This window comes from Peptostreptococcaceae bacterium (genome assembly GCA_016649995.1).
GTDB lineage: Bacteria > Bacillota > Clostridia > Peptostreptococcales > BM714 > BM714.
On record JAENWJ010000015.1, the window covers coordinates 1 to 21,308 of the forward strand.

General features: G+C 43.8%; 22 protein-coding genes and 1 riboswitch. Of the genes, 4 read left to right on the plus strand and 18 right to left on the minus strand.

Annotated features, from left to right (window positions below):
• Positions 1–454: M3 family oligoendopeptidase (locus JJE29_04335; GenBank protein MBK5251842.1), on the minus strand; the 454-nt coding region annotated here is incomplete at its 3' end.
• 475 nt (positions 455–929) lie between these two features.
• Here JJE29_04335 and JJE29_04340 point away from each other — a divergent pair.
• Positions 930–1,196 carry a late competence development ComFB family protein gene (locus JJE29_04340; protein MBK5251843.1) on the plus strand — a complete coding sequence of 89 codons (267 nt, stop codon included), beginning with the start codon at positions 930–932 and terminating at the stop codon, positions 1,194–1,196.
• Between the two features lie 56 nt (positions 1,197–1,252).
• Here the strand turns inward: JJE29_04340 and fabZ are convergent, their stop codons facing one another.
• The 8 genes from fabZ to JJE29_04380 are packed head-to-tail and all read right to left on the minus strand — an operon-like array spanning position 1,253 to position 7,388.
• The gene (gene fabZ / locus JJE29_04345; protein ID MBK5251844.1) at positions 1,253–1,675 is read right to left on the minus strand and encodes a 3-hydroxyacyl-ACP dehydratase FabZ; all 423 of its coding nucleotides are present in this window, start codon (positions 1,673–1,675) and stop codon (positions 1,253–1,255) included.
• A 10-nt stretch (positions 1,676–1,685) separates the two neighbouring features.
• A complete protein-coding gene (gene fabF, locus JJE29_04350) occupies positions 1,686–2,924 on the minus strand; it encodes a beta-ketoacyl-ACP synthase II (protein ID MBK5251845.1) in 1,239 nt (412 codons plus the stop codon).
• 11 nt (positions 2,925–2,935) lie between these two features.
• On the minus strand, positions 2,936–3,676 hold the full coding sequence (gene fabG / locus JJE29_04355; GenBank protein MBK5251846.1) for a 3-oxoacyl-[acyl-carrier-protein] reductase: 741 nt from the start codon (positions 3,674–3,676) through the stop codon (positions 2,936–2,938).
• The gene (gene fabD, locus JJE29_04360) at positions 3,670–4,692 is read right to left on the minus strand and encodes an ACP S-malonyltransferase (GenBank protein ID MBK5251847.1); all 1,023 of its coding nucleotides are present in this window, start codon (positions 4,690–4,692) and stop codon (positions 3,670–3,672) included. The genes fabG and fabD overlap by 7 nt, the downstream gene beginning before the upstream one ends.
• Before the next feature lie 12 nt (positions 4,693–4,704).
• On the minus strand, positions 4,705–5,649 hold the full coding sequence (gene fabK, locus JJE29_04365; protein ID MBK5251848.1) for an enoyl-[acyl-carrier-protein] reductase FabK: 945 nt from the start codon (positions 5,647–5,649) through the stop codon (positions 4,705–4,707).
• 36 nt (positions 5,650–5,685) lie between these two features.
• A complete protein-coding gene (gene acpP / locus JJE29_04370) occupies positions 5,686–5,919 on the minus strand; it encodes an acyl carrier protein (protein ID MBK5251849.1) in 234 nt (77 codons plus the stop codon).
• Positions 5,920–5,943: 24 nt separating this feature from the next.
• On the minus strand, positions 5,944–6,924 hold the full coding sequence (locus JJE29_04375) for a ketoacyl-ACP synthase III (protein MBK5251850.1): 981 nt from the start codon (positions 6,922–6,924) through the stop codon (positions 5,944–5,946).
• A 14-nt stretch (positions 6,925–6,938) separates the two neighbouring features.
• Complete coding sequence (locus JJE29_04380; GenBank protein ID MBK5251851.1) at positions 6,939–7,388, minus strand: MarR family transcriptional regulator; 450 nt, start codon at positions 7,386–7,388, stop codon at positions 6,939–6,941.
• A gap of 201 nt (positions 7,389–7,589) precedes the next feature.
• On the opposite strand from JJE29_04380, the gene JJE29_04385 reads away from it, so the two are divergent.
• Both JJE29_04385 and JJE29_04390 read left to right on the plus strand, forming a co-directional pair.
• Entirely contained in the window at positions 7,590–8,663 is a 1,074-nt protein-coding gene (locus JJE29_04385; protein MBK5251852.1) for a nitronate monooxygenase, read from the plus strand.
• 281 nt (positions 8,664–8,944) lie between these two features.
• A riboswitch (FMN riboswitch) is annotated at positions 8,945–9,063 on the plus strand.
• A 61-nt stretch (positions 9,064–9,124) separates the two neighbouring features.
• Entirely contained in the window at positions 9,125–9,709 is a 585-nt protein-coding gene (locus tag JJE29_04390) for an ECF transporter S component (protein ID MBK5251853.1), read from the plus strand.
• Positions 9,710–10,004: 295 nt separating this feature from the next.
• Here JJE29_04390 and JJE29_04395 read toward each other — a convergent pair whose 3' ends face one another.
• The 5 genes from JJE29_04395 to JJE29_04415 all read right to left on the minus strand — a co-directional run bounded on the left by JJE29_04395 (position 10,005) and on the right by JJE29_04415 (position 16,978).
• Complete coding sequence (locus JJE29_04395; GenBank protein MBK5251854.1) at positions 10,005–11,198, minus strand: hypothetical protein; 1,194 nt, start codon at positions 11,196–11,198, stop codon at positions 10,005–10,007.
• 140 nt (positions 11,199–11,338) lie between these two features.
• Positions 11,339–12,835, minus strand: a complete 1,497-nt coding sequence (gene glpK, locus JJE29_04400; protein ID MBK5251855.1) for a glycerol kinase GlpK — start codon at positions 12,833–12,835, stop codon at positions 11,339–11,341.
• A gap of 5 nt (positions 12,836–12,840) precedes the next feature.
• Positions 12,841–13,068, minus strand: coding sequence for an alpha/beta hydrolase (locus JJE29_04405; GenBank protein ID MBK5251856.1), 228 nt, complete (start codon positions 13,066–13,068; stop codon positions 12,841–12,843).
• A gap of 154 nt (positions 13,069–13,222) precedes the next feature.
• Positions 13,223–15,982: a cation-transporting P-type ATPase gene (locus tag JJE29_04410; GenBank protein MBK5251857.1), complete on the minus strand. Its 2,760-nt coding sequence runs from the start codon at positions 15,980–15,982 to the stop codon at positions 13,223–13,225.
• Positions 15,983–16,135: 153 nt separating this feature from the next.
• Entirely contained in the window at positions 16,136–16,978 is an 843-nt protein-coding gene (locus JJE29_04415; protein ID MBK5251858.1) for a DegV family protein, read from the minus strand.
• Positions 16,979–17,119: 141 nt separating this feature from the next.
• Between JJE29_04415 and JJE29_04420 the strand changes: the two genes are divergently transcribed.
• The gene (locus JJE29_04420; protein ID MBK5251859.1) at positions 17,120–17,677 is read left to right on the plus strand and encodes a hypothetical protein; all 558 of its coding nucleotides are present in this window, start codon (positions 17,120–17,122) and stop codon (positions 17,675–17,677) included.
• An 18-nt stretch (positions 17,678–17,695) separates the two neighbouring features.
• Here JJE29_04420 and JJE29_04425 read toward each other — a convergent pair whose 3' ends face one another.
• From JJE29_04425 to JJE29_04440, 4 genes are all read right to left on the minus strand, one after another.
• The gene (locus JJE29_04425; GenBank protein ID MBK5251860.1) at positions 17,696–18,457 is read right to left on the minus strand and encodes a hypothetical protein; all 762 of its coding nucleotides are present in this window, start codon (positions 18,455–18,457) and stop codon (positions 17,696–17,698) included.
• Entirely contained in the window at positions 18,447–19,274 is an 828-nt protein-coding gene (locus tag JJE29_04430; protein MBK5251861.1) for a 4Fe-4S binding protein, read from the minus strand. Before JJE29_04430 ends, JJE29_04425 begins: the two co-directional genes overlap by 11 nt.
• A gap of 131 nt (positions 19,275–19,405) precedes the next feature.
• Complete coding sequence (gene kynU, locus JJE29_04435) at positions 19,406–20,689, minus strand: kynureninase (protein ID MBK5251862.1); 1,284 nt, start codon at positions 20,687–20,689, stop codon at positions 19,406–19,408.
• Between the two features lie 40 nt (positions 20,690–20,729).
• Positions 20,730–21,158, minus strand: a complete 429-nt coding sequence (locus JJE29_04440) for a MarR family transcriptional regulator (protein MBK5251863.1) — start codon at positions 21,156–21,158, stop codon at positions 20,730–20,732.
• Positions 21,159–21,308 lie beyond the last annotated feature (150 nt).

A 21,308-nucleotide genomic window follows, 5' to 3' on the forward strand; every position in this document is an offset into this window, starting at 1 on the left:
ATTCTATCTGTGCCGAAGCCAAAACCTTTGTATAACGCGTAGCGAGACGGTTCTCCTCGATTAAATCGTCGATTATCTCTTCGGAAAAAACCTTTATCGCTTTCTCTGCCAGCCTGAAAAGCTGTTCTCCCCAATATATCTCAAGCCCTTTCCTGAATGGCGAATCAAGAAGAACCTTGTAGTATTTGCTTATTAACCCCTCGTAAACCGGCTCATTTTCATCGAAAAAATTCTGTTCATCTTCATAAAATAAATCCCTTGTGTCTATGGTATTGCGTATGTAACATATCTGAGACACGGACTCAAATTCCTGCCTCAATATATTAATTTCCTCAATCACGCGATTTTGAGCATCCAATCCATCCGCTTTTTCAAGACAAGATAATTTGCTTTCAAACCTTTCCCCGATTAATTTCATGTCCGGTCTTGTATAATCAATCTCTCCAAATATCATCAAAATCCCCCTATCTATTTATGATTTTATGTAACTATTCACTCACATTTCTAAAGCAGTTTTAGTACTCGGTTGTGAAATGTGAGTGAACAGTTACAAAACATCTTACATTGTGGGCCTTAAATGTTTTGTATATTTCCAGACAAAATTCTTTTGTTGGCTTCATTCTGGTTGAAAGAAGAGCCGCCGAAGGTGTTTTAGCGACCATTTCAAGATTATGCGTTGTTTCCTGCGTTAACCTGTCCACACAAATATGCAGTTTCGTTGAAAACAACAGCCTTGCTCATTCTTATAGACGGCTCGTGTCTAGAAATATCTTTCATGTTAAAATCCCTTTTTTTGTCCATTATAACACACCTATCCCTTTTTATGAGAAACGGCAACCAAACCGATTTTCAAAATAGCTATGCATATTTGACGCCGCTATGGGTATTCAAGTAATATGGAATATATACGTAAAAGGAGTGGGTATAATATGAAAATGCACAATTACATGGAAGAAGTAGTCGATAAAGTATTGACAGATCATCTGGATGAGGTTTCACACATCGCCAATTGCGAAAAATGCCGAAAAGATGTGCTTGCTCTTACATTGAACAATTTGCCCGCCAAATATGTCGTCACAGAAGACGATGAGGTCTACGGAAAACTCGATGAAATAGAAGAGATGAATATTGAGGAAATAATGAAGGAATTGAAAATCGCAATTGAAATAGTTAACATCTCACCGCTTCACGATTAAAAACTTGAATCTACAAGTTCGTAGATAAACAAAAGAGTCCAATTGGACTCTTTTGTTTATCTTATTGCAAATGTAAGCTCAGCTTCAACAGCAACCTCGCCATCTACCCTTGCTATCGCCTGACCAAAACCTATGCTTCCCTTCGACTTGACTATGCGTGTTTCCAATGTCAACGTGTCTCCAGGTATTACTTTTCTTCTAAATCTTGCTTTCTTTATTCCCCCAAAATACGCAGTTTTGCCTTTGTTTTCCGGTAGGGACAGTATAGCAACAGCACCAACCTGTGCCAAGGCCTCTATTATAAGCACGCCTGGCATTACATGCTCGTCGGGAAAATGCCCCTGAAAAAAATATTCGTTGACGGTTACATTCTTTATTCCCTTGGCATATACACCTTCTTCAATTTCATTGATTCTATCAATAAGCAAAAACGGATATCGGTGGGGAATAATTTCCATTATTTGGTTTGAATTTAGCATAGCATTCCTCCTACTCGTTCCATTTTTTAAGAATTATTGATGCGTTGTGCCCTCCAAAACCCAGTGAATTGGAAAGCGCGTATGAAAGCTCCTTCTCGCGTCCCTTGCCGGGAACATAATCAAGGTCGCATTCGGGATCCGCTTTTAAAAGACCGGCCGTAGCAGGAATAAATCCCTCTTCGAGAGCCTTGATGCAAATAATCGCCTCAATAGCTCCTGCGGCTCCAAGCATGTGGCCTGTCATTGACTTTGTGGAGCTTACCGGTATATCCCTCGCGGCTTCGCCAAATGTCGTTTTAATTGCCTGCGTTTCAAATTTATCATTGTAGGGTGTGCTTGTACCGTGTGCGTTGATGTATGATATATCCGAAGGCTTGATTCCCGCTTCTTCTATGGCAAGCTTCATTGCTCTAGCCCCGCCTTCTCCTCCAGGAGCCGGCGCAGTTATGTGGTGGGCGTCGCATGTGAATCCGTAGCCTACTATTTCTCCGTATATTTTTGCGTTTCGCGCCTTAGCATGTTCCAGAGTCTCAAGGACCATCATCCCGGATCCCTCGGCCATTACAAATCCATCCCTCTCCACATCAAAAGGTATGGAAGCTCGCGCAGGATCGTTTTTGGTAGACAGCGCTGTCATAGCCTCGAATCCGGCTACCCCGAGAAGTGTAACTGCTGCCTCTGTTCCTCCCGCAACTATAATATCGGCATATCCATGCTGCAAATTCCTGAAAGCCTCTCCAACAGCGTTTGTGCCCGACGCGCACGCCGTCACCACTGTATTGCAAAGCCCTTTTGCTCCCAACGCTATGGCAACGTTTCCAGCCGCCATGTTTATAATAGACATGGGTATGAAGAAAGGAGATACCCTCTTGGGTCCTCTATTTATTAATTTTCCTGCCTGCTCCTCGATAGTACCGAGGCCTCCAATACCGGATCCCACTATTACTCCCATTCGTTCCGGATTGTACGGTGATTCTTTAAGCCCAGAGTCTTCAAACGCCTGCTTGGAAGCCGCTATTGCAAACTGCGTGTATCTGTCCATTCGCTTGGCTTCCTTCTTGTCAATATATTCAACCGGATCGAATCCTTTGACCTCTCCGGCCACCTTCACCTTTATTTCATCCGTATTGAAATGGGTTATAAAATCTATTCCCGGCGCAGTTTCTCTTATGCTTTCCCAAAGGCTATCAACATCGTTTCCGATGGGAGATACTGCTCCCATCCCTGTAATAACAACTCTCTTTTTCATATTCATCCCCCTTACATTACCATTCCGCCGTCGACATTAAGCACTTGCCCGGTAACATAGGCAGCCGCATCCGAAACTAGAAAAGCAACAGCCTCGGCGATGTCCTCAGGCGAACCCAATCGTCCGAGAGGTATTCCCGAAAGCATTCCTTCTCCCGCTTTTTCAACCAGATCCTTTGTCATATCCGTTTCAATGAATCCCGGAGCAACCGCGTTTACGGTTATGTTTCTTGCGGCCAGTTCCCTCGCTGCGGATTTTGTCATTCCAATAACTCCGGCCTTTGATGCCGAATAATTTATCTGTCCCGCGTTTCCTGTCACGCCTACAACCGAAGCCATGTTAACAATCTTTCCGGACCTTTGCTTCATCATAATTTTAGCGGCATGCTTAATGCAATTATAGCTGCCCTTAAGATTAACGCGTATGACAGAGTCAAAGTCCTCTTCTTTCATTTGAATTATAAGTTTATCCCTGGTTATTCCGGCATTGTTAACCAATATGTCCAAAGACCCGAATGTATCCTTTGCAATCTTCATCAGTTCTTTGGCCTCATCCGAATTTGAAATATCGCCTTTGGCTTTTACAGCCTTTATGCCTTCCTTTTCAAGAGCCTCAAGCAATGTGTCCATAGCCTCGTCGTTGCTTCTGTAGTTTAGCACCAGGTTTGCTCCGGCCTTTCCGAGACGTATTGCCACAGCCTTCCCTATTCCCCTGCTTGCTCCCGTGATTACAGCCGTTTTCCCCTTCAACATGCCTTATCACCTATCTTTACATTTTTTTTTGTGGTCAAACGGTTAATGCTTCTGATTGTCACATTCATCTTCGGCGAAAGCATTTCTACCGCTTTTTCGAGGGACTTGACATCCTCTATGTTGACTATTCTCAATTTCACATTTTCTTTCTTGCCGATTTTCTTTATGAATCCTGTCAGGGTCTTGCCCGGACCTATTTCAACAAAGGTGTCTACTCCGTCGTTAATCATTCTCTGTATGCTTCTTTCCCATTGAACCGGCTTCATTACCTGGTTTTTGAGTATGTCCTTTATATGGTCCTTGTTTTCTATATAATCCGCGAAAACATTGGAGATAAGGGGAATATTTAATTCCTTGAAATCTATATTCTTGAGTTCCTCGGCAAGCCTATCGGCGGCCGGTTTCAGCATTGAGGTATGAAATGGTGCGCTTACCTTTAATGGAGCTACAAGCTTTGCGCCCTTTTCCATAGCAATAGCAGACGCCCTTTTCACAGCTTCGATTTCCCCGCCTATGACAATCTGCCCCGGACAATTGAAATTAGCGCATTCAACAATCCCGTACTCCTTGGCTTCATTTACAGCTTCCTGGACTTTTTCCTCGTCAAGGCCTATTATGGCAGCCATTGTTCCCTTACCTTCGGGTACGGCCTCCTGCATGTATCTACCGCGTTTCTTTACAAGCTTCACTGCAACCGCGAAGGCAAGTGCTCCCGCTGCCACCAATGCCGTATATTCTCCTAGGCTAAGACCGGCTACCACATCGGGTTTAAGCCCCTTTTCCTCCGCAGCCCTAAGTGCGGCCATGCTTGTGGTCAGAACTGCCGGCTGTGTATTTTCTGTAAGATTAAGTTCCTCTTGGTTTCCTTCGGTTACCATCTTGGTCAAATCCATATCCAAGGCATTATCGGCCTCGTCAAATACATCCTTGCTGCTCTTGAATTTTTCTATAAGGTCTTTTCCCATGCCAATGTATTGAGAACCCTGCCCTGAAAATAAAAATCCTATTTTGCCCATGTAGATTACCTCCTAAATGTTTAAATCCTTTGCATCATCAAGGAGATTCTTAAGCTCTCCAAACATCTCCTCAATTATTTCCAAGGCCGTCTGCTCGCGTTTTACGAGTCCGGCAATCTGTCCGCTCATGATAGAGCCCATGGACACATCCCCCAGGCAGGCAGCTTTGTGCAAGGCTCCCCTCCCGAGTTCTTCGTATTTTTCCGCAGGAGCAAACTCTTTATCCATCTTCTTGTACATCCTTGCAAGCTTGTTCTTTAGAACACGAACCGGGTGTCCCGTCGATCTTCCAGTCACAAGTGTGTCTATGTCCTTGGCTTCTAGTATTTTCTTCTTATAGTTCTCATGGACATTGCATTCCCTCGCCACTAGAAAACGAGTTCCAACCTGAACACCTGAAGCCCCCATCATGAATGCAGCTGCAATTCCTCTTCCGTCGGCAATTCCCCCGGCAGCTACAACCGGAATATTAACAGCATCCACAACCTGGGGCAAAAGACACATTGTGGTCAGCTCACCTATATGTCCGCCCGCCTCTGTCCCCTCTGCAATTAGTGCGTCAACACCTGTGGATTCCATTCGCCTGGCCAATCCTACCGAAGGCACTACAGGAATTATCGTAACATCGTTTTCACGCCATCTTTTGATGTATTTTCCAGGGTTTCCGGCTCCGGTAACTATGACCTTAACCTTTTCCTCCCATACAACCTCGGCCACCTCTTCTACAAAGGGACTAAGGAGCATGACGTTAACCCCGAAGGGTTTATCCGTCAGGGTTTTCGCTTTTCTTATTTCTTTCTTTACCCAGTCACCGGGGGCGTTCCCCGCGGCTATTATCCCCAATCCTCCAGCGTTTGAAACGGCCGCAGCCAGTTCCGCGTCTGAAATCCAAGCCATTCCTCCCTGGATTATAGGGTACTCTATTCCAAGCAAATCCTTGAATTTTTTCTTTGCCATCAATACCTCCCCTTTCCAGAGTATGCCTCTGATGGATTATTTATTCGCTTCAACGTAACGGACAATGTCACCGACCGTCAGCATCTTTTCAGCAACTTCTTCTTCAACCTCGATTTCGAATGCCTCTTCTACAGCCATTACAACTTGTACTACGTCCAATGAATCAGCATCCAAATCGTCCTTTATATTGCTTTCCATGGAAACCTCTTCTGCCTCCACGCCTAATTCTTCAACTAAAATTTCCTTCACCTTTTCAAATACCATTATAATTTCCTCCTTGTCTTTTTATCAGTTTTAATTTAATTGCCATTCAACGAGTGCAGCGCCCCATGTGAGCCCTCCTCCGAAACCTACAAAAATAAGCTTGTCGCCTTTTTCAAGCAAACCCTTTTTAGCCATTTCATTCAATGCTATAGGTATGCTGGCAGACGATGTATTTCCGAATCTTTCAAGATTAACATAGAATTTTTCTTTGTCGAATTTCATTTTATTTGCAACATACTCGAACATCCTGTTATTCGCCTGATGGGGTACAATATACTTGACATCACCCAAATTGATCCCCATACCATCTAGTACATCATTCAAGGCTTTCCTCATTATACGAGTAGCGAATTTGAAAATTTCCTTGCCATTCATTTGAAGATAGTTCTCGCCTGTTTCCGGCGTTTCCATGAAAGGATTCGAAACATTTCTCGATTTTGAAATCAGATTGCCTTCTATATCGCCCTTTGAACCGATGACAGTATTAAGGATGCCGGTCTTTTGCGAAGCCTCTAGTACAACAGCGCCCGCTCCGTCTCCGAAGAGCACGCAGGTGTTCCTATCTTTCCAGTCTATTACCTTGGACATGACTTCTGAACTGACCACCAAAATTTTCTTGGCCTTCCCAGCCTTTATAAAACTATCCGCCACATCAAGCCCGAAAAGAAATCCCGAGCAGGCTGCCGATATATCAAATGCCACTGCATTCTTCGCTCCAAGCCGCCTTTGCACCAAACAAGCCGTAGCAGGCGTAAAATAATCCGGTGTCAGTGTGGAAAGAATAATCATATCCAATTCCTCCGGCTTGATGCCTGCGTTTTCAAGCGCCGCTTCCGATGCCTTGAGAGCCAAATCCGAAGTATTTTCCCCTGTAGTTATTCTTCTTTCCTTTATACCTGTTCGAGTTCTAATCCACTCATCATTTGTTTCGACAAGCTCGGACAACATATGGTTGTCTACAATTTTTTCAGGAACATAAGTGCCCGTGCCAATAATGCTGGCGTAATTCATCAAGTCACCCCTTTCTATTTGTCAGCTTGATATTTCTTAGTAAAATACTTGTTAAGATTTTCAAGAGCATTTATTAGCTGTTTGTCATCTTGGATTTTCAAATCCTCCATAACCCCATTCACCATGCCTTCGTGGAAATTGGCATGCATAAGATATGCTTCCTTGCCTTTGTTCGTCAGCTTTATCTCGACGATTCGTCGATCCTCCTGGTTCTTGTTTCTCTCTACATAATCCTTCTTTACAAGCCTGTTGATGGATGTAGTCAAGGTACCTATTGTTATACCCAGTTTTTTTGCCACCGTGCTCATCGATTGGGGCTTCCCCAAACCGATTTGCTCAATTGTATGCATCTCCGTCATGGACAAAAGGCAACCCATGCGCTTCAATTCCTTTTCCTCTATATTGAGTATATTTCGAAATAGCTCAACCAGTATCTTATTTAAGACCTTTGCGGTATCTGACACAATCCTTCACCTCCCGGATTATTATTTCGAGCAATTATTGCTTTGACTTTCAAAACATTATTACTTTGACTTTCAAAGTATATAACGGATCAAATACTTTGTCAATATTTTTAAATTTCGCAAAGGTTGACAGAAAAACACCTTTTGATTATACTTTGAATATCAAAGCATTAAAACCCATTTGAAAAGGAGACATTAAATATGAAACTTAAGCCATTGATAATAGATGATTTAAAAGCCCGCGTACCTATAATACAAGGCGGCATGGGCATAGGGGTTTCCCTATCATCCCTGGCCTCGGCTGTTTCCAAGGCCGGCGGGGTAGGAGTTATTTCCGCTGCGCAGGTAGGATTCCGCGAACCCGATTTTGAAAAGGACAACGACGCCGCCAATCTTAGGGGACTCAAAAAGGAAATCCAAAAAGCGAGAGTCTTAAGCCCTCAGGGCATATTAGGCGTCAATATAATGACGGCGACGAACAACTATGCGGAGCAAGTAAAAGTATGCGTTGAGGAAAAAGCAGATCTGATTATATCAGGAGCTGGACTTCCCACAAACCTACCTGGCTTGGTGAAGGATTCGGCTACAAAAATTGCCCCCATAGTATCCTCTGCAAAGGGCGCAAAAGTAATAACGAAGCTTTGGACAAAAAAATACAACTATCTTCCTGATCTAATAGTTGTTGAGGGCCCAAAGGCAGGCGGTCATCTCGGCTTCAGCCCGGAAGTGCTTTCAAACCCGGTATTGCCAGACCTAAAAACCATAGTGTCGGAGGTCATCGAAATACTAAAGCCTTTCGAAGAAGCCTATGGCAAAAGCATCCCCGTAATAGCCGCAGGGGGCATATACACCGGCAAGGATATCGCCGAATTCATAAAACTCGGAGCAGCGGGAGTACAGATGGCAACCCGTTTCGTAGCCACAGATGAATGCGATGCGCACATAAACTTCAAGAAAGCATATATAAATGCGCAAGATGACACAATCAAGATAGTGGTAAGCCCGCTCGGAATGCCTGGAAGAGCCATATACAACAACCATGTAAAAACAGTTGAGGCAACCGGAAAGAAAATCAAAAAATGCTTCGGATGTCTCAAAGCATGCAACCCTGCTACAGCGCCCTACTGCATAACCGAAGCACTTGTAAAAGCTGTAGAGGGCGATGTGAATGACGGACTTGTCTTCATAGGAAGCACAGGATGCCTTGTTGACAAGATTGTTCCGGTTGAAGAACTCATGGACGAACTAACGACCGAAGCCGAAGCCAATCTATAAAAGAAAAGGAACAGGCATTAATTTGTCTGTTCACTACGCTCTATGGCTGCTTTTCATCATCTTATACTAACTTTAAGTAGCTATTAACAAAAATAAGCTTAGATGCATAAAGCCATCTGCTATAGGATTTTTAAGTTGTATGCCTTTTGTATTGTTTTTTCTGCTTTCTGCTTTTTTCACTTTATCATAAAGCCGAATCTTGAGTAGATTTCAAGTTTGCTAATTCTTCATTTTCTTGACGGCAGAATTAATTGGTGTTATACTTCATTTAGAAAACCGAATATTTTCTTCAGGGTTGGGTGCAATTCCCTACCGGCGGTAAAGCCCGCTAGCCGAGAAATCGGTTGATTCGGTGAAATTCCGAAGCCGACAGTTAAAGTCTGGATGAGAGAAGAAAACTATAACGATACTTAATGCCCTGGAATCCCTGATCCGGGGCATATTATATTGGGAGGAATATTATGAAAAGAGCCAGTTCAACCAACAAAATGGTCAAAACATCCGTTTTGTCCGTCATCGCATTCGTTTTGATGCTTATCGAATTGCCAGTGCCATTATTTCCAGTCTTTCTCAAGCTCGACCTGAGCGACTTGCCAGCACTTGTAGGTGGCTTTGCAATGGGACCCGCTGCCGGTGTTGCCATCGAACTCATTAAAAACTTTCTACATTTCATCACAAGGACCTCTACAGCCGGTGTAGGTGAGCTTGCAAACTTCATAGTGGGCGCTGCCCTTGTATTTCCAGCCAGCTACATCTACAAGATGAAGAAATCGAAAACCCAGGCTCTCAAGGCATTAGCAGTCGGAACAGTTTCGATGGCCATTGCAGGAGGACTGGCAAACTACTTCATATTGCTTCCGTTTTACGCTAAAGTAATGCCCCTTGATATAATAATTGAAAAGGGCAATGCCGCAAACGCGGCAATCCATGACATGAAAACACTAGTACTGTATGCCATAGTTCCCTTCAATCTGATAAAGGGAGCCGTAATCTCTGCAATCACACTGTTGATTTACAAAAAGATATCTGTCATACTTCACAAATAGATAAGAGAGATATCAGCTATTAGTTGTCAGCTATCAGGAAAAACAAAAAAGAAAAGAAGAACTAAGAGAGTTGATGCTTTCAGGTCAAGGATTTAATTGCTCACTGCGGCCTGCGGCGGATTCTCAATTCGAGTGATGCATTAAACTATACAAATTTCTAAAACCTAAAACAATCAAAAGATGTGATTTATGCTTTTACAGTGGGCAGTGGGAACGCCTATTTCACCCTTCCGTATTTTTACGGAAGGCTGAAATAGGCGTTCCCCTTCATGTTTTTAGTCTTTTATGATGTTATTTACAGCCAACGGAAAAAAGTGTTGACCAAATCCACATGGTCTCCCATACATACCAAATGATGGTTTCCCAATGGTTCTGTAAGGAAGTAATTTACATCTTCCTCAAGCTTTACATGGATCTGCGTTCTGCACAAATTTGGGTCTCTAAGGTTTTTCAAAACCTCCCCTTTTGAAACGAAATATTTATCTGCATTTCTTGAAATCTTGAAGATTGTTACATCACTTTCGGGTATTTTGCCCCTTATGCCTATGCCTATGCCCGACTCGAAATGGGTCTCTAATTCGTAGCCTTCGGTAATGCTCATAGGTACGGTGCAATGAGCCAATACCATTTCATTTCTGCCCACATCGATTCTTGAAGGATTGGCTACAAAGACCGGCTTATCGGTAAGATAACTCAATAGTGTCATTGAAATAAGCGCCGGAACGTCCCCCTCGCAACCTGCCGGAATCCCCTCGTCGTTTAAGATTGAAAGCGCAAGACAACCTGTGTTTCCAAGCGGTTCAAGAAGATCGAAACATCTGAGTGTAAAACCATCCAAATCATACCTTTTAATTATTGTCTTAAGCCCCGAATATATGGCGAGAGCTCCCTCTGTGACTTCACTGTCGAAAGACTTCTCTCTTATTTCCTTGAATGCTTCATCTGGAACCTTCTCTTCATCGCTTATGCTTCCGATAAGCTCATCTATGCCTATATCCACCAGTGTTATCCCCAAGATATCCTTGATTTCCTTATAGTCGACATCGCTTGCTATCAGCCAATCGGACGGTTTCCCTATTACTCCCAATCGGATGCTTTGCAGCCGTTCCTTCACAGACATTATCCTAAGCATTTCTTCTATGCGTCTCGAAGTATATGCGGCATCACCGTGTATAATCTCCACCTGCTGTTCCTTGTCTCTTAGGAAGGATGCAATTTCCATAGAAGCAGCCAAGGAATTATGCATTCCACTCGTCAGAAGGACAAACGGCGGCTTCAATTTTTGATATAGTTCCTTAAATACCCCCTCGGTTCCTCCGGACTTGATGAATATGAAATGGAAACCCTCGCCTTCAAAATCTACCGGCTTGACATGCTCAAAGGTTCGCCCCGTCTTCTCTTCTATTTCGCTTAAAAAATCAACAAGCGTATTGTCTATATATCCTTCGTTGTGCACATCGGAAACAATGTCCAATACCTTAATTTTCATCTCATCCTTCCTTTCAATTCTCAGGTTTCCAGTTATTAATAAAATGCCGCAACCTTTCCTTATGTTTTCTGATTTCAATGATTGCCTATTTTATCATTATAACCTTCAAAACACCGCTGGAAACAATTATTCTCAAATCTCTACATCTCTTCCCAACGTTTAGATCTCTCTACAGCCCTGGTCCATCCCCTGTAAAAATTCTCTGCATTAACTTTTTCCATCTCGGGATAGTATAGTCTCTCTGCCCTCAGCATTCCTTCAATGGCTTCCTCACTTTCCCAAAACCCTGTTGCGAGCCCCGCAAGAGCAGCTGCTCCAAAGGCAGTCGCCTCATTTATTACGGGTTTTACAACGTTTTTACCCAAAATATCCGCCTGAAATTGCATGAGAAAACCGTTTTCCACCGCACCTCCGTCAACCCTTAGTTCTTTTAGAATTACTCCCGAGTCAGACTGCATAGCCTCCAAAACATCCTTTGTCTGATACGCTATGGACTCTAGTGCGCTCCTTATTATGTGGTCCCTTCCGCTTCCTCTGGTAAGACCCACTATGATTCCCCTTGCGTACATGTCCCAATGGGGAGCCCCTAGCCCTACGAATGCGGGAACGAGATAAACCCCTCCGTTGTCAGCCACCTTAAGCGCCGCCTGCTCGCTTTCTGATAAACTGTCGATGAGCCTCATTTCATCCCTTAGCCACTGGACTATTGCCCCGGCCATGAAAACACTACCCTCGAGAGCATAGAGCGTTCTTCCGTTTTTTCTCCAGGCCACCGTGGTCAAAAGCCCCTTGTCTGATTCGACTATCTTCTCACCCGTGTTCATGAGCATGAAGCACCCTGTCCCATAGGTGTTTTTAGCCATCCCCATACGGAAGCATCCCTGCCCGAAAAGCGCGGCCTGCTGGTCTCCCGCTATGCCCGAAATTGGAATCCTTTCCCCTCCAAAGAGCATTGGATCTCCGTATCCTGCTATTCCCGAGGAATCCACTATTTCGGGGAGCATGGATACCGGAATATCAAGCGCATGCAATAGCCCTTCGTCCCATGTGAGGTTCTTTATGTCAAAAAGCATTGTTCTTGATGCGTTTGAGACATCCGTGGCGTGAACCTTGCCCCTTGTGAGGTTCCATATCAGCCATGTGTCTATTGTGCCGAAAAGCAATTCTCCCCTTTCGGCTCTCTCCCTAGCTCCCTCAACATTGTCCAAAATCCATTTGATTTTAGTGCCGGAGAAATACGCATCGAGCAAAAGCCCCGTTTTGCTACGTATGTATTCTGCGTATCCTTCTTCTGCAAGGGTTTCGCATATGGAGGCTGTCCGTTTGCACTGCCATACTATTGCATTGTATACAGGTTTCCCGCTCTTTCTGTCCCAAACAACGGTAGTTTCCCTCTGGTTTGTTATGCCTATGGAATCAATTTCACCGTAGTCTATGCCGGCCGTTTCTAAGGCTTCCTTAACCACTCCGCTTTGGCTGCCCCAGATTTCCATTGGGTCTTGCTCAACCCAGCCGGGCTTGGGATAGTATTGCTTAAACTCCTTTTGCGCCATGGAAACAATTTTTCCGGCCTTATCAAACAGAATAGCTCTTGAGCTTGTCGTTCCCTGGTCCAGCGCAAGCACATACCTTTTCATTTCCATCAGCTCCTTTCCCTTATCCATTCGTATATAATTTTGCAAGTCTCGGCACGGTTTGTTTCGTTCAAAATTTCGTGCCTCGCACCTTCCACTATAACCCTAGATACATCATCATATCCGAAGTCTCTGTAAAAGCCGAAAAGAGTTTCGATGTCCTTACCGTTTCTTCCCACAGGGTCCTTTTCTCCCGAAAGCATAAGAATCGGAATTTTCTTTATTCCGTTGTCCATTGCGGTGAGGCCATGCCCCCCGCTTTATTTATTCTATCTTTGGTCTTCCATTCCTTTTTATTTGTATCGGACAGGTGCCTGTCCCCCCGTCTTATACAAAGGACCCCGCAATTTTTGCAGGGCCTCTATCTATGGATATTTCTATTTCATTTTTCTAATCAGTATTCACTACGACCCGTCTGCTTCGCTTGAACGCCTTAATGGTTTCATAGACGGCAAGGAAAACCATGGCGGATCCTGTTACAAATGCCCAATCCATAATCGACAATGGAGCAAATCCTATGAACGAATTTATGAAAGGAGTATATATAGCGGCAATTGTCAGCCCGATTGAAAACAAGATAGAAAGGAGCATCTTCTTATTCGTGAAAAATGTATAGTTGAAAAGACTCTCGTATGTGTATCTTCTTGAAAGAACATTCATGAACTGGCATGCCACTATGGTTGCATAGCTAATGGTTGTCGCCCTGGCATACAGTGCGTGCGTGGATGTCATATCAACACCCATGCGATTTATGAACAGCCCGAAATTTATGAAACCCAAAAGACCCATTACAAATCCTAGTGAAAGAATCTCCGTCATGGATTTCTTGCTTAGTATGTGGTCCTTTCGGCTTCTCGGCGGTGATGTCATTATGTCATCAGAAGCCGGATCGAATGTGAGCGCCGTAAGCGGCAGGATCTCCGCCAAAAGATCTATGGCAAGTATCTGTATGGCAAGTATTGGTATGGGCCATCCGAAGAAAGCTACACCCATCAGTCCGAGAAGCACCACCGACAGCTCGGCCCCGTTGCTCGTTAGGGATGCCAATATGGTCTTCTTTAGATTGTTGTATATTGTTCGACCCTCCCGTATTGCATATACCATGGTTGAGTAGCTGTCGTCGAGGAGAATCAGATCCGCGGCCTCTTTTGAAACATCTGTTCCTATTCCGCCCATAGCAACCCCTATGTGAGCGCTTTTAAGTGCGGGGGCATCGTTTACTCCATCACCCGTTACGGCTACTATCTGATCCTGGTTCTTTAGTATTTTAACAATTCTGAGCTTGTTTTCGGGTGAAACCCTTGAGAATATGAGTGATTCGTTTTTCTCCATTAGATTCTTAAGCGCATCATCGTCCATTTCGTCAAGATCCTGCCCTGTGACCACTTCTACGGGACTTCCGTCCTTTGAAAGGGCTACCTGCTGGCCTATGGCCTGGGCTGTTATCGCATGGTCTCCTGTCATTATGAATGTACGGATATGTGCATCATGCGCTTTTTCCATGGCCTCGCGAACCCCCTCCTTTGGGGGATCTGTCATTGCCATGAGGCCTAGGAATACTACATTTCTTTCCATGTCCTCAAGCACATAGTCACTTTCGTCTTTTCCTAGTTCCCTGTACGCAATAGCCAAAACCCTCATAGCCTTCTTGGAATATGCAACATTAAGATCCTTTAAACACTCCTTGTCGGATTCTTCCATGGGAACCGATTCGCCATTTCTATATATTCTGTTGCTCACCTCAAGCACGCTGTCCATCGCGCCCTTCATCGTAAGAACCTTTCTGTCTCCGAATTGTCTTACCGAACTCATGCGCTTCCTTACCGAATCGAAGCTGAACTCATAGAGCTCAGGGTTTTCCTCATCTTCATTGGGAGAGCGGGTTCCAAGCTTCGTTGAGGCTGCAACCATAGCCGCTTCCGTGGGATCTCCTATTGCGTACCACCCTGTATGGTTTTCATCCGGTTCATGTATTTCAGCATTCGATGCCATAGTTGCGGCATCGAGCATTATTTCTATTTCGTCTATTTCATCCCTTGTAAGCTGGCGCCCCTCTGAATTCTTGATTCCTCCCTTTGGCTGGTAGCCTATTCCCGTAAGTTCGTATTCCTTTCTGTCGAACCATAGGTGTTTTACCGTCATTTCATTTTTGGTAAGCGTGCCGGTCTTGTCTGTGGCTATTACATTGGTTGAACCCAGTGTCTCAACAGATGACAGCTTTCTTATTACGGCATTTTTCTTGGCAAGCCGTCCCACACCGTTTGACAAAGCCACCGTCACCTGCATAGGCAGAGCCTGCGGCACCACTGCAACGGCTATTCCAAGCCCGTAAATGAGCGCGAAGTTCATTCCCAGCCCTTGGCTTATGCTGATGCCGAAGAGCACCACACCTATAAATACGGCGAAAACTGCAATGCTGTTGGCTATTGCCCTCATCTCAATTTGAAGAGGTGAGGAGGATGCATCCTCCTCCTGGGTCATATCTGCTATCTTCCCTAGTTCAGTCTCCATTCCTGTCCCAACGACTATACCCTTTGCGTTCCCGGATGCAACCGTCGTTCCAAGATAGGCCATATTGTCCCTGTCGGCAAGAATAGCCTGCTTCTTCAATGTATCTGAATTCTTTTCCTGAGGCATGGATTCTCCCGTCAGAGAGAAGTCGTTGGTCCTGAAGTTGAAAGCCTCCATTATGCGTATGTCTGCAGGAATCTTGTCCCCTTCTTCAAGGTAGATTGCATCTCCCGGAACAAGATCCGTCTGGATGATCTCCTTCAATTCCCCGTCCCTATAAGCCTTGGACGGCGACTGCACCAGCTTCTTTAGGGACTCCATTATATTCTCAGCCTTGTTCTCTTGGAAATATCCTATGGACGCATTGACAATAACAATAATCCCCATTATTACAGCATCGTTATAGTTGCCTATAAGAAGCGACATGAAGGCTGCAACCATAAGCAGAATCACTAAAACATCCTTGAACTGGTACAGAAACATTTGCCACTTAGGGATGCGTGGTTTTGCAGTCAACTCATTCTTGCCATACTTAACCATTCTCTCTGACACCGCCGAGGAATCAAGTCCTCTTGAAGATGTTTCAAGAATGTCAAAAATTTCAACCGCACTTTTCATATAATACTCTGTTTGCTTCATGAGTTATCCTCCATAATATTCGATACCAACATGATACCCAAAAATGACGCTCCATAAAACAATTTTGCTTTTTTGCCCAAAAAGAATCACGCAATTGATGCTTTGCGCAACATAAAAGAAGCCCGGGCATACACGCCCAGGCTCTGTTGTCCATCATGCCTCGTATGCAACAATGCCTATCAGTCCAGGCCCCGTATAAACCCCCATGACCGGTCCAAGCTGGGCAAAAAAACTTTCCTCAACGTTTCCCATTTCGCGTATCTTTTCCATTAGCTTCATCGCCTCTTCATCTGCGTTTGCGCTTATTACAGCCAGATTAAATGACTTTCCGGCGTATTTTTCCTTCATGAGTTCGAACATCCTGTTTATGGATTTCTTTCTCCCTCTTACTTTTGAAATTGTATAATAGATTCCATTGTCATTAATGCCGATGATAGGCTTTATCCCAAGAATCTCTCCAATTGTTCCCTCTACCAAACCTATGCGTCCACCCAGTTTAAGATATTCAAGGGTCTTGACCACGAATGTCAAATATATGTTATCCCTAGTTTTAAGGATTTTCTCCATGATTTTATCCAAATCATTGCTCTTTTCTCTTTCCTTTGCCGCCTCAATCGACAAGAATCCAAGACCGAATGACAATGCTTTTGAATCAACCACTTCTATGTTCAAACCATCATAGTTTTCTGCCACCTGGCGAACCATGTTGTATGTGCCACTAAGTCCCGATGAAATAAGTGATATGACCACATCCGTATATTCTTCAGACTTAAGGCGGTCGAGAAGCCTAATTACATCTCCCGGAAGAGGCAGGGAGCTCTTTGGCACCTCCTTGTCCAAATTTTCATATATCTGCTTAGGTGTTATATCCAACCGGTCTCTGTATTCCCTTTCCTTGTAAATAACTCTTAACGAAAGCATTTCAATATTATACGCCTTCATCTGTTCGGCGGAAAGATCGCTGGTCGAATCCGTAACAATAGCTATTTTTTTCATGTTTTTTGACTCCTTTCGAGTTAGTCCTACTGATTAATATTACCATATTCACCCTAACCTAACAAGATAAGACTCACCCGGTCTTGCATTAGATATATCTTGATATATAATAGAACTACTTATGAAAAGGAGCTGACCAAAATGGGATTCTATGATTTTTCTAAAAAACAATATATTATAAACGCCGCTCTTGGAAAAAACACTTCGCGGCTTACAAGAATTTCCAAAAAATATCCCAAGAAAACATTTTTTCGCAACTATTTCAAGCATATGAGACGATCCATTTACCAATTCGCAACCCTGATTTATTCCTCAAATGACAAAAGAGCCAGAAAATTCATCAGCCTTAACAAAGAAGAGTCAAAAGCCTTTGTCGATTTAGCGGCTCTATACTTCACAATTGCCATGACATCGAGAAAGGAAAACATGCAATTGCTCAAAAATATTAATATCTCAAGGCCAGCTCTTCTTGGAGAATTATACAATCAGCTTGAATTTGATTCCGAAGAAAGAACGCTCGGGAAGCGTCTCTTAAAGCAATCGGAACTCAATTTTTCAACTTTTACTGTTAATTGGTGCAATATTTTCTCCGAAAAAGTTTTACAAGTAGAAGAGTCTGCACTTTCTCAATCGGAAAACGAAGAGCTTCTTTCAATCATACATGGGAGCTTCCTTTTTTTCATGAGGGCCTTCACCTAATGCAAACGGTTTCTTTTTTTAGCCTTGGTCAAGTGCATCCGCTTCCCTCTGCAGTTCTTCCTTTATCGGCAAAAACTCAAGCCCCTTTTGAGTGCAAAAATCCTTTATGCTTAGACCGGCCTCCGGAATATCGGTCCCCAGTATTTTACCAATGCTTTCCGAAGTAATTCCCCAATCAAGCAAGTCTGCGAATGTTGTTTTGCCATTTATCGTTCTTTCATCGGTTTCCTCTCCACTTGTCTTAGCATCATCATCCATCTCCAATGCAGGAGATTCTTCCGCGTTATATGATCTTACTTCAATCCCATTCCTTTCGATGTATTCTATCTGTTCCTCTGTCGGTTCAGCTTTTTCCTTCAGAATAGCAACCGCCTCAAGCGGCAAAAAGGTTCCCTCTTCTATTTCATACGGGAGTCCCAAATATAGCGCTACGAAAAGTTTTACCGAACCATTTCCTATTTCAGTACCTTCTTCTTTCAAATTTTCATATATCAATTCAAGGTCTTTGTTTTTAAACTCCCCAGGGTCCGTATCTTCAGGCAATACAAATGCCATCGTCAAATCCTCTATAGGTATTCCAAAGGCCTCCGAAACATCCGAAAACGAATATGATCCTCTTATATCCCCCGGATTCGGCATGCCTTCGAATTCGCCCGAATCGTAAACAGCCGGTTCCTTTGATGATTCGGTCTGCCAATACCCCAAAGAACTCGAAAAAGCTATCCCTCCAAAGATTGCCAAAAATATGATAATACCAAGAACCCCACTTTTAATTTTCACTGAGGCCACCTCCCGTTTTAAACTCAACCGTATCCGGAATTGGGCAAACTTCCTCGGAAGTGCATATCCTACAGCTTATGCATTGATGATCTCGAACCGTTTTATTTTTATCGACCCGAATATTCATTGGACATGCCTTTCCGCAAGCCCCACAATCTATACAGGTTGACGTCTCCCTTTTTATCTTGAATATCCTAAATAGATTGAATATGCCTAGGAAAGCCCCAAAAGGACATGTATATTTGCACCAGGGTCTTTCAACAAAAAGCGCTCCTACCATTGTTAATGCAAGAATTGCCAGGGCGGACAAAGCCACTTCCCCTGTCCAGAAATTGAATAATGCATAGTATGGATCAACATTTACAAAAAGAAGAACCCCTGATTTTGCCGTAACATATACTACCCATGCCAAAACCAAATATCGTAGATATCGCAATTTACTGTTTATAAAAATAGGCATGAATCTATTATATCTTTTTTTAAAAATCCTTTTGCCCAGCTTCCCTATCCATTCCTGAAGCGTTCCCAAAGGACACACCCATCCACAAAAAACGGGTCCAAAAAGCACAGACAGCACTATAACCGAATAGAGCATGGCCAATGCTGACTCATGAATCTTTTGAACAAAGGTTCCCGTTGTAATAGTTTGGTACAAGGTCACTACCCCTCCGAATGGACAAAGCGCATGAAGAGATGCCGCAGACAAGAAAGGAATGCCTTGCCCGGATTCCTCTAAACCGTGATTTATCGATATTGCCGCAATGAGTAAAAAGAAAAATGTTTGAATGTATGCCCTTATCTTTATTGTTTTCTTCATATGCTCTCCCTTGCATCATATTCGTTTCTTTTTATTTGCCCGATTAAACCTGAATCAAAGCAAAATAATGATTGCCGCCTTTGGCAATCATTATAATCTACTTATGTGTTTTTTATGTGATGGTGCAAAGCCTAAGCTACTGTGCCTCTTTTCTTGTCGAACCTCTTGTACTCTCCATTTTCATATATTCCCTTTATGGCAGATACAACCTTCCAAACATCATGAAAAGAGGTATATAGGGGAACAGGAGCCAGACGAATTATGTTTGGGGGCCTGAAATCTGGAACAACGCCCCTCTCCTTAAGCGCCTCGTTTATGCGTACCGCCTCTTCATGTTCTAGAGCCACATGTCCTCCACGTTTTTCATCTTTCCTCGGAGTTCCCACAGTAAAGCCATCGGGACTCAACCATTCATCTATAAGGAACATCATGTACGAAGTAAGCTCCAGTGATTTTTCCCTAAGATTTTCAATTCCGGCTTCTTCATAGATTTTCAGGGAACCTTCAAGGGGCGCCATTGAAAGCATGTGGGATGTTCCTATCTGCCATCCTCCAGCTGACCTGTTTTGATGAAACTCGTTTTCAAGATCGAATTGCTTATTCTTCTCAACTCCATACCATCCGGCAAGTCCTACCTCCCTGTCGAAATGGCGCTTGTTTATATAGAATCCGGCAGTCCCACCGGGGCCGTTATTAACGTATTTGTAGTTGCACCAAAATGCAAAATCGGGTCCGTAATCGCTAAACCTATGCGGCACCGCACCTATGGAATGAGCGCAGTCAAAGCCTATTAATATACCATTTTCATGTGCCTTTTCTGTCAAGCTCTTCATATCAAGCAGCTGCCCGCTCCTATAGAGCACAGAGGGAAGCAGAATAAGAGATACTTCCTCATCCATAGCATCCGCTATAGCATTCTCGTCGAGTGTCTTTCCATCAGAGCTTTCAAATACAAGCAAATGCTCCTTTGGGTCGTATCCCTTTGTCTTCATGAAACTCTCAACGGCGTATCGGTCGGATGGAAATGTGAGGTTGTCCATGAGTATCTTCGTGCGGTTTCCCTCGGGACGGTAGAATGTCGCCAAAAGCAGGTGGAGATTTACGGTTGTGGATGAATGTATCATCACCTCATCCTTTTCCGCGCCTATTAGCCCAGCCAACTTGCCCGCAAGCATTTCGGGATAATAAAACCACGGTGTTTCCCCACCCATCCAGCCGTTTATGCCGAGGGTCTTCCATTCCTCCATTACCCTTAAGAGCGAAGCCTCCGCGTCCACCGACATGAGTCCCAGGGAGTTTCCGTCCATGTAAATCGAATCCTTCAAGAGATAAAATCTGTCCTTGAATCCTCTCAATGCATCCTCGCCGTCCTTGTGGACCGCCCAGCTTTCTTCAATAGAGAACCTTTCGCTCATTGTGTGCCTCCTTGATTATTGTTTTATTGAGTAACCTTAATCACTCCAAGTTTCCGTTTATGCGTTTCAAATGAATAATAAGGCCTTTCTTTCCGCTTTCATCTATCCCTTCGGTCATTCTGTTTTCAAAGGCTTCGATAACTTTCCATGCCGGTTCCATTAGCTCGCGCCCCTTTTCTGTGAGGCGGATCCTGTTTGCCCTTGCATCGACCTCGCTAACTGACCTTCCCAGAAGCCTTTTTGCCTCCAGTAAATCAATCAAACCTGTAAGTGTCGAAGGTTTGACTTCAATAACCTCGTGGATTTCCTTCTGCAAAAGGATCCTTTTTTTCCACAGACAATTCAGAACCCTGAATTGCGCATATGTAATCCCGAGCGGAGCCAACAATCCGTTTAACAGGTAGTTCGTTTTCCTTGCAATTTCCTGAATAAAATAGCCGGAATGATTGCTGAATTCGTTTTGCGCCATATTATTTAGCCTCCTAACTAATAGTCTAAAACAAAAGCGCCGTCGCGTCCATCAGTTTTTGCTTTTTCAGTAAAGCTTATAACCTCCCCGCAAAAAAGCCCCAGCTTTTCAACGCTTCCGAAAGGAAGCTCCATTACTGATGCTGTCCCT

Bases quoted from the DNA above. Each gene is read 5' to 3' on its own strand.
- JJE29_04415 (MBK5251858.1), bottom strand. From the start codon at position 16,978: ATGAAAAAAATAGCTATTGTTACGGATTCGACCAGCGATCTTTCCGCC.
- fabZ (MBK5251844.1), bottom strand. From the start codon at position 1,675: ATGCTAAATTCAAACCAAATAATGGAAATTATTCCCCACCGATATCCG.
- JJE29_04385 (MBK5251852.1), top strand. From the start codon at position 7,590: ATGAAACTTAAGCCATTGATAATAGATGATTTAAAAGCCCGCGTACCT.
- JJE29_04390 (MBK5251853.1), top strand. From the start codon at position 9,125: ATGAAAAGAGCCAGTTCAACCAACAAAATGGTCAAAACATCCGTTTTG.
- JJE29_04440 (MBK5251863.1), bottom strand. From the start codon at position 21,158: ATGGCGCAAAACGAATTCAGCAATCATTCCGGCTATTTTATTCAGGAA.
- glpK (MBK5251855.1), bottom strand. From the start codon at position 12,835: ATGAAAAGGTATGTGCTTGCGCTGGACCAGGGAACGACAAGCTCAAGA.
- fabG (MBK5251846.1), bottom strand. From the start codon at position 3,676: ATGTTGAAGGGGAAAACGGCTGTAATCACGGGAGCAAGCAGGGGAATA.
- JJE29_04410 (MBK5251857.1), bottom strand. From the start codon at position 15,982: ATGAAGCAAACAGAGTATTATATGAAAAGTGCGGTTGAAATTTTTGAC.
- fabF (MBK5251845.1), bottom strand. From the start codon at position 2,924: ATGAAAAAGAGAGTTGTTATTACAGGGATGGGAGCAGTATCTCCCATC.
- JJE29_04420 (MBK5251859.1), top strand. From the start codon at position 17,120: ATGGGATTCTATGATTTTTCTAAAAAACAATATATTATAAACGCCGCT.
- fabD (MBK5251847.1), bottom strand. From the start codon at position 4,692: ATGGGCAAAATAGGATTTTTATTTTCAGGGCAGGGTTCTCAATACATT.
- JJE29_04405 (MBK5251856.1), bottom strand. From the start codon at position 13,068: ATGGACAACGGAATAAAGAAAATTCCGATTCTTATGCTTTCGGGAGAA.
- JJE29_04340 (MBK5251843.1), top strand. From the start codon at position 930: ATGAAAATGCACAATTACATGGAAGAAGTAGTCGATAAAGTATTGACA.
- kynU (MBK5251862.1), bottom strand. From the start codon at position 20,689: ATGAGCGAAAGGTTCTCTATTGAAGAAAGCTGGGCGGTCCACAAGGAC.
- JJE29_04430 (MBK5251861.1), bottom strand. From the start codon at position 19,274: ATGAAGAAAACAATAAAGATAAGGGCATACATTCAAACATTTTTCTTT.
- fabK (MBK5251848.1), bottom strand. From the start codon at position 5,649: ATGGCAAAGAAAAAATTCAAGGATTTGCTTGGAATAGAGTACCCTATA.
- JJE29_04375 (MBK5251850.1), bottom strand. From the start codon at position 6,924: ATGAATTACGCCAGCATTATTGGCACGGGCACTTATGTTCCTGAAAAA.
- JJE29_04395 (MBK5251854.1), bottom strand. From the start codon at position 11,198: ATGAAAATTAAGGTATTGGACATTGTTTCCGATGTGCACAACGAAGGA.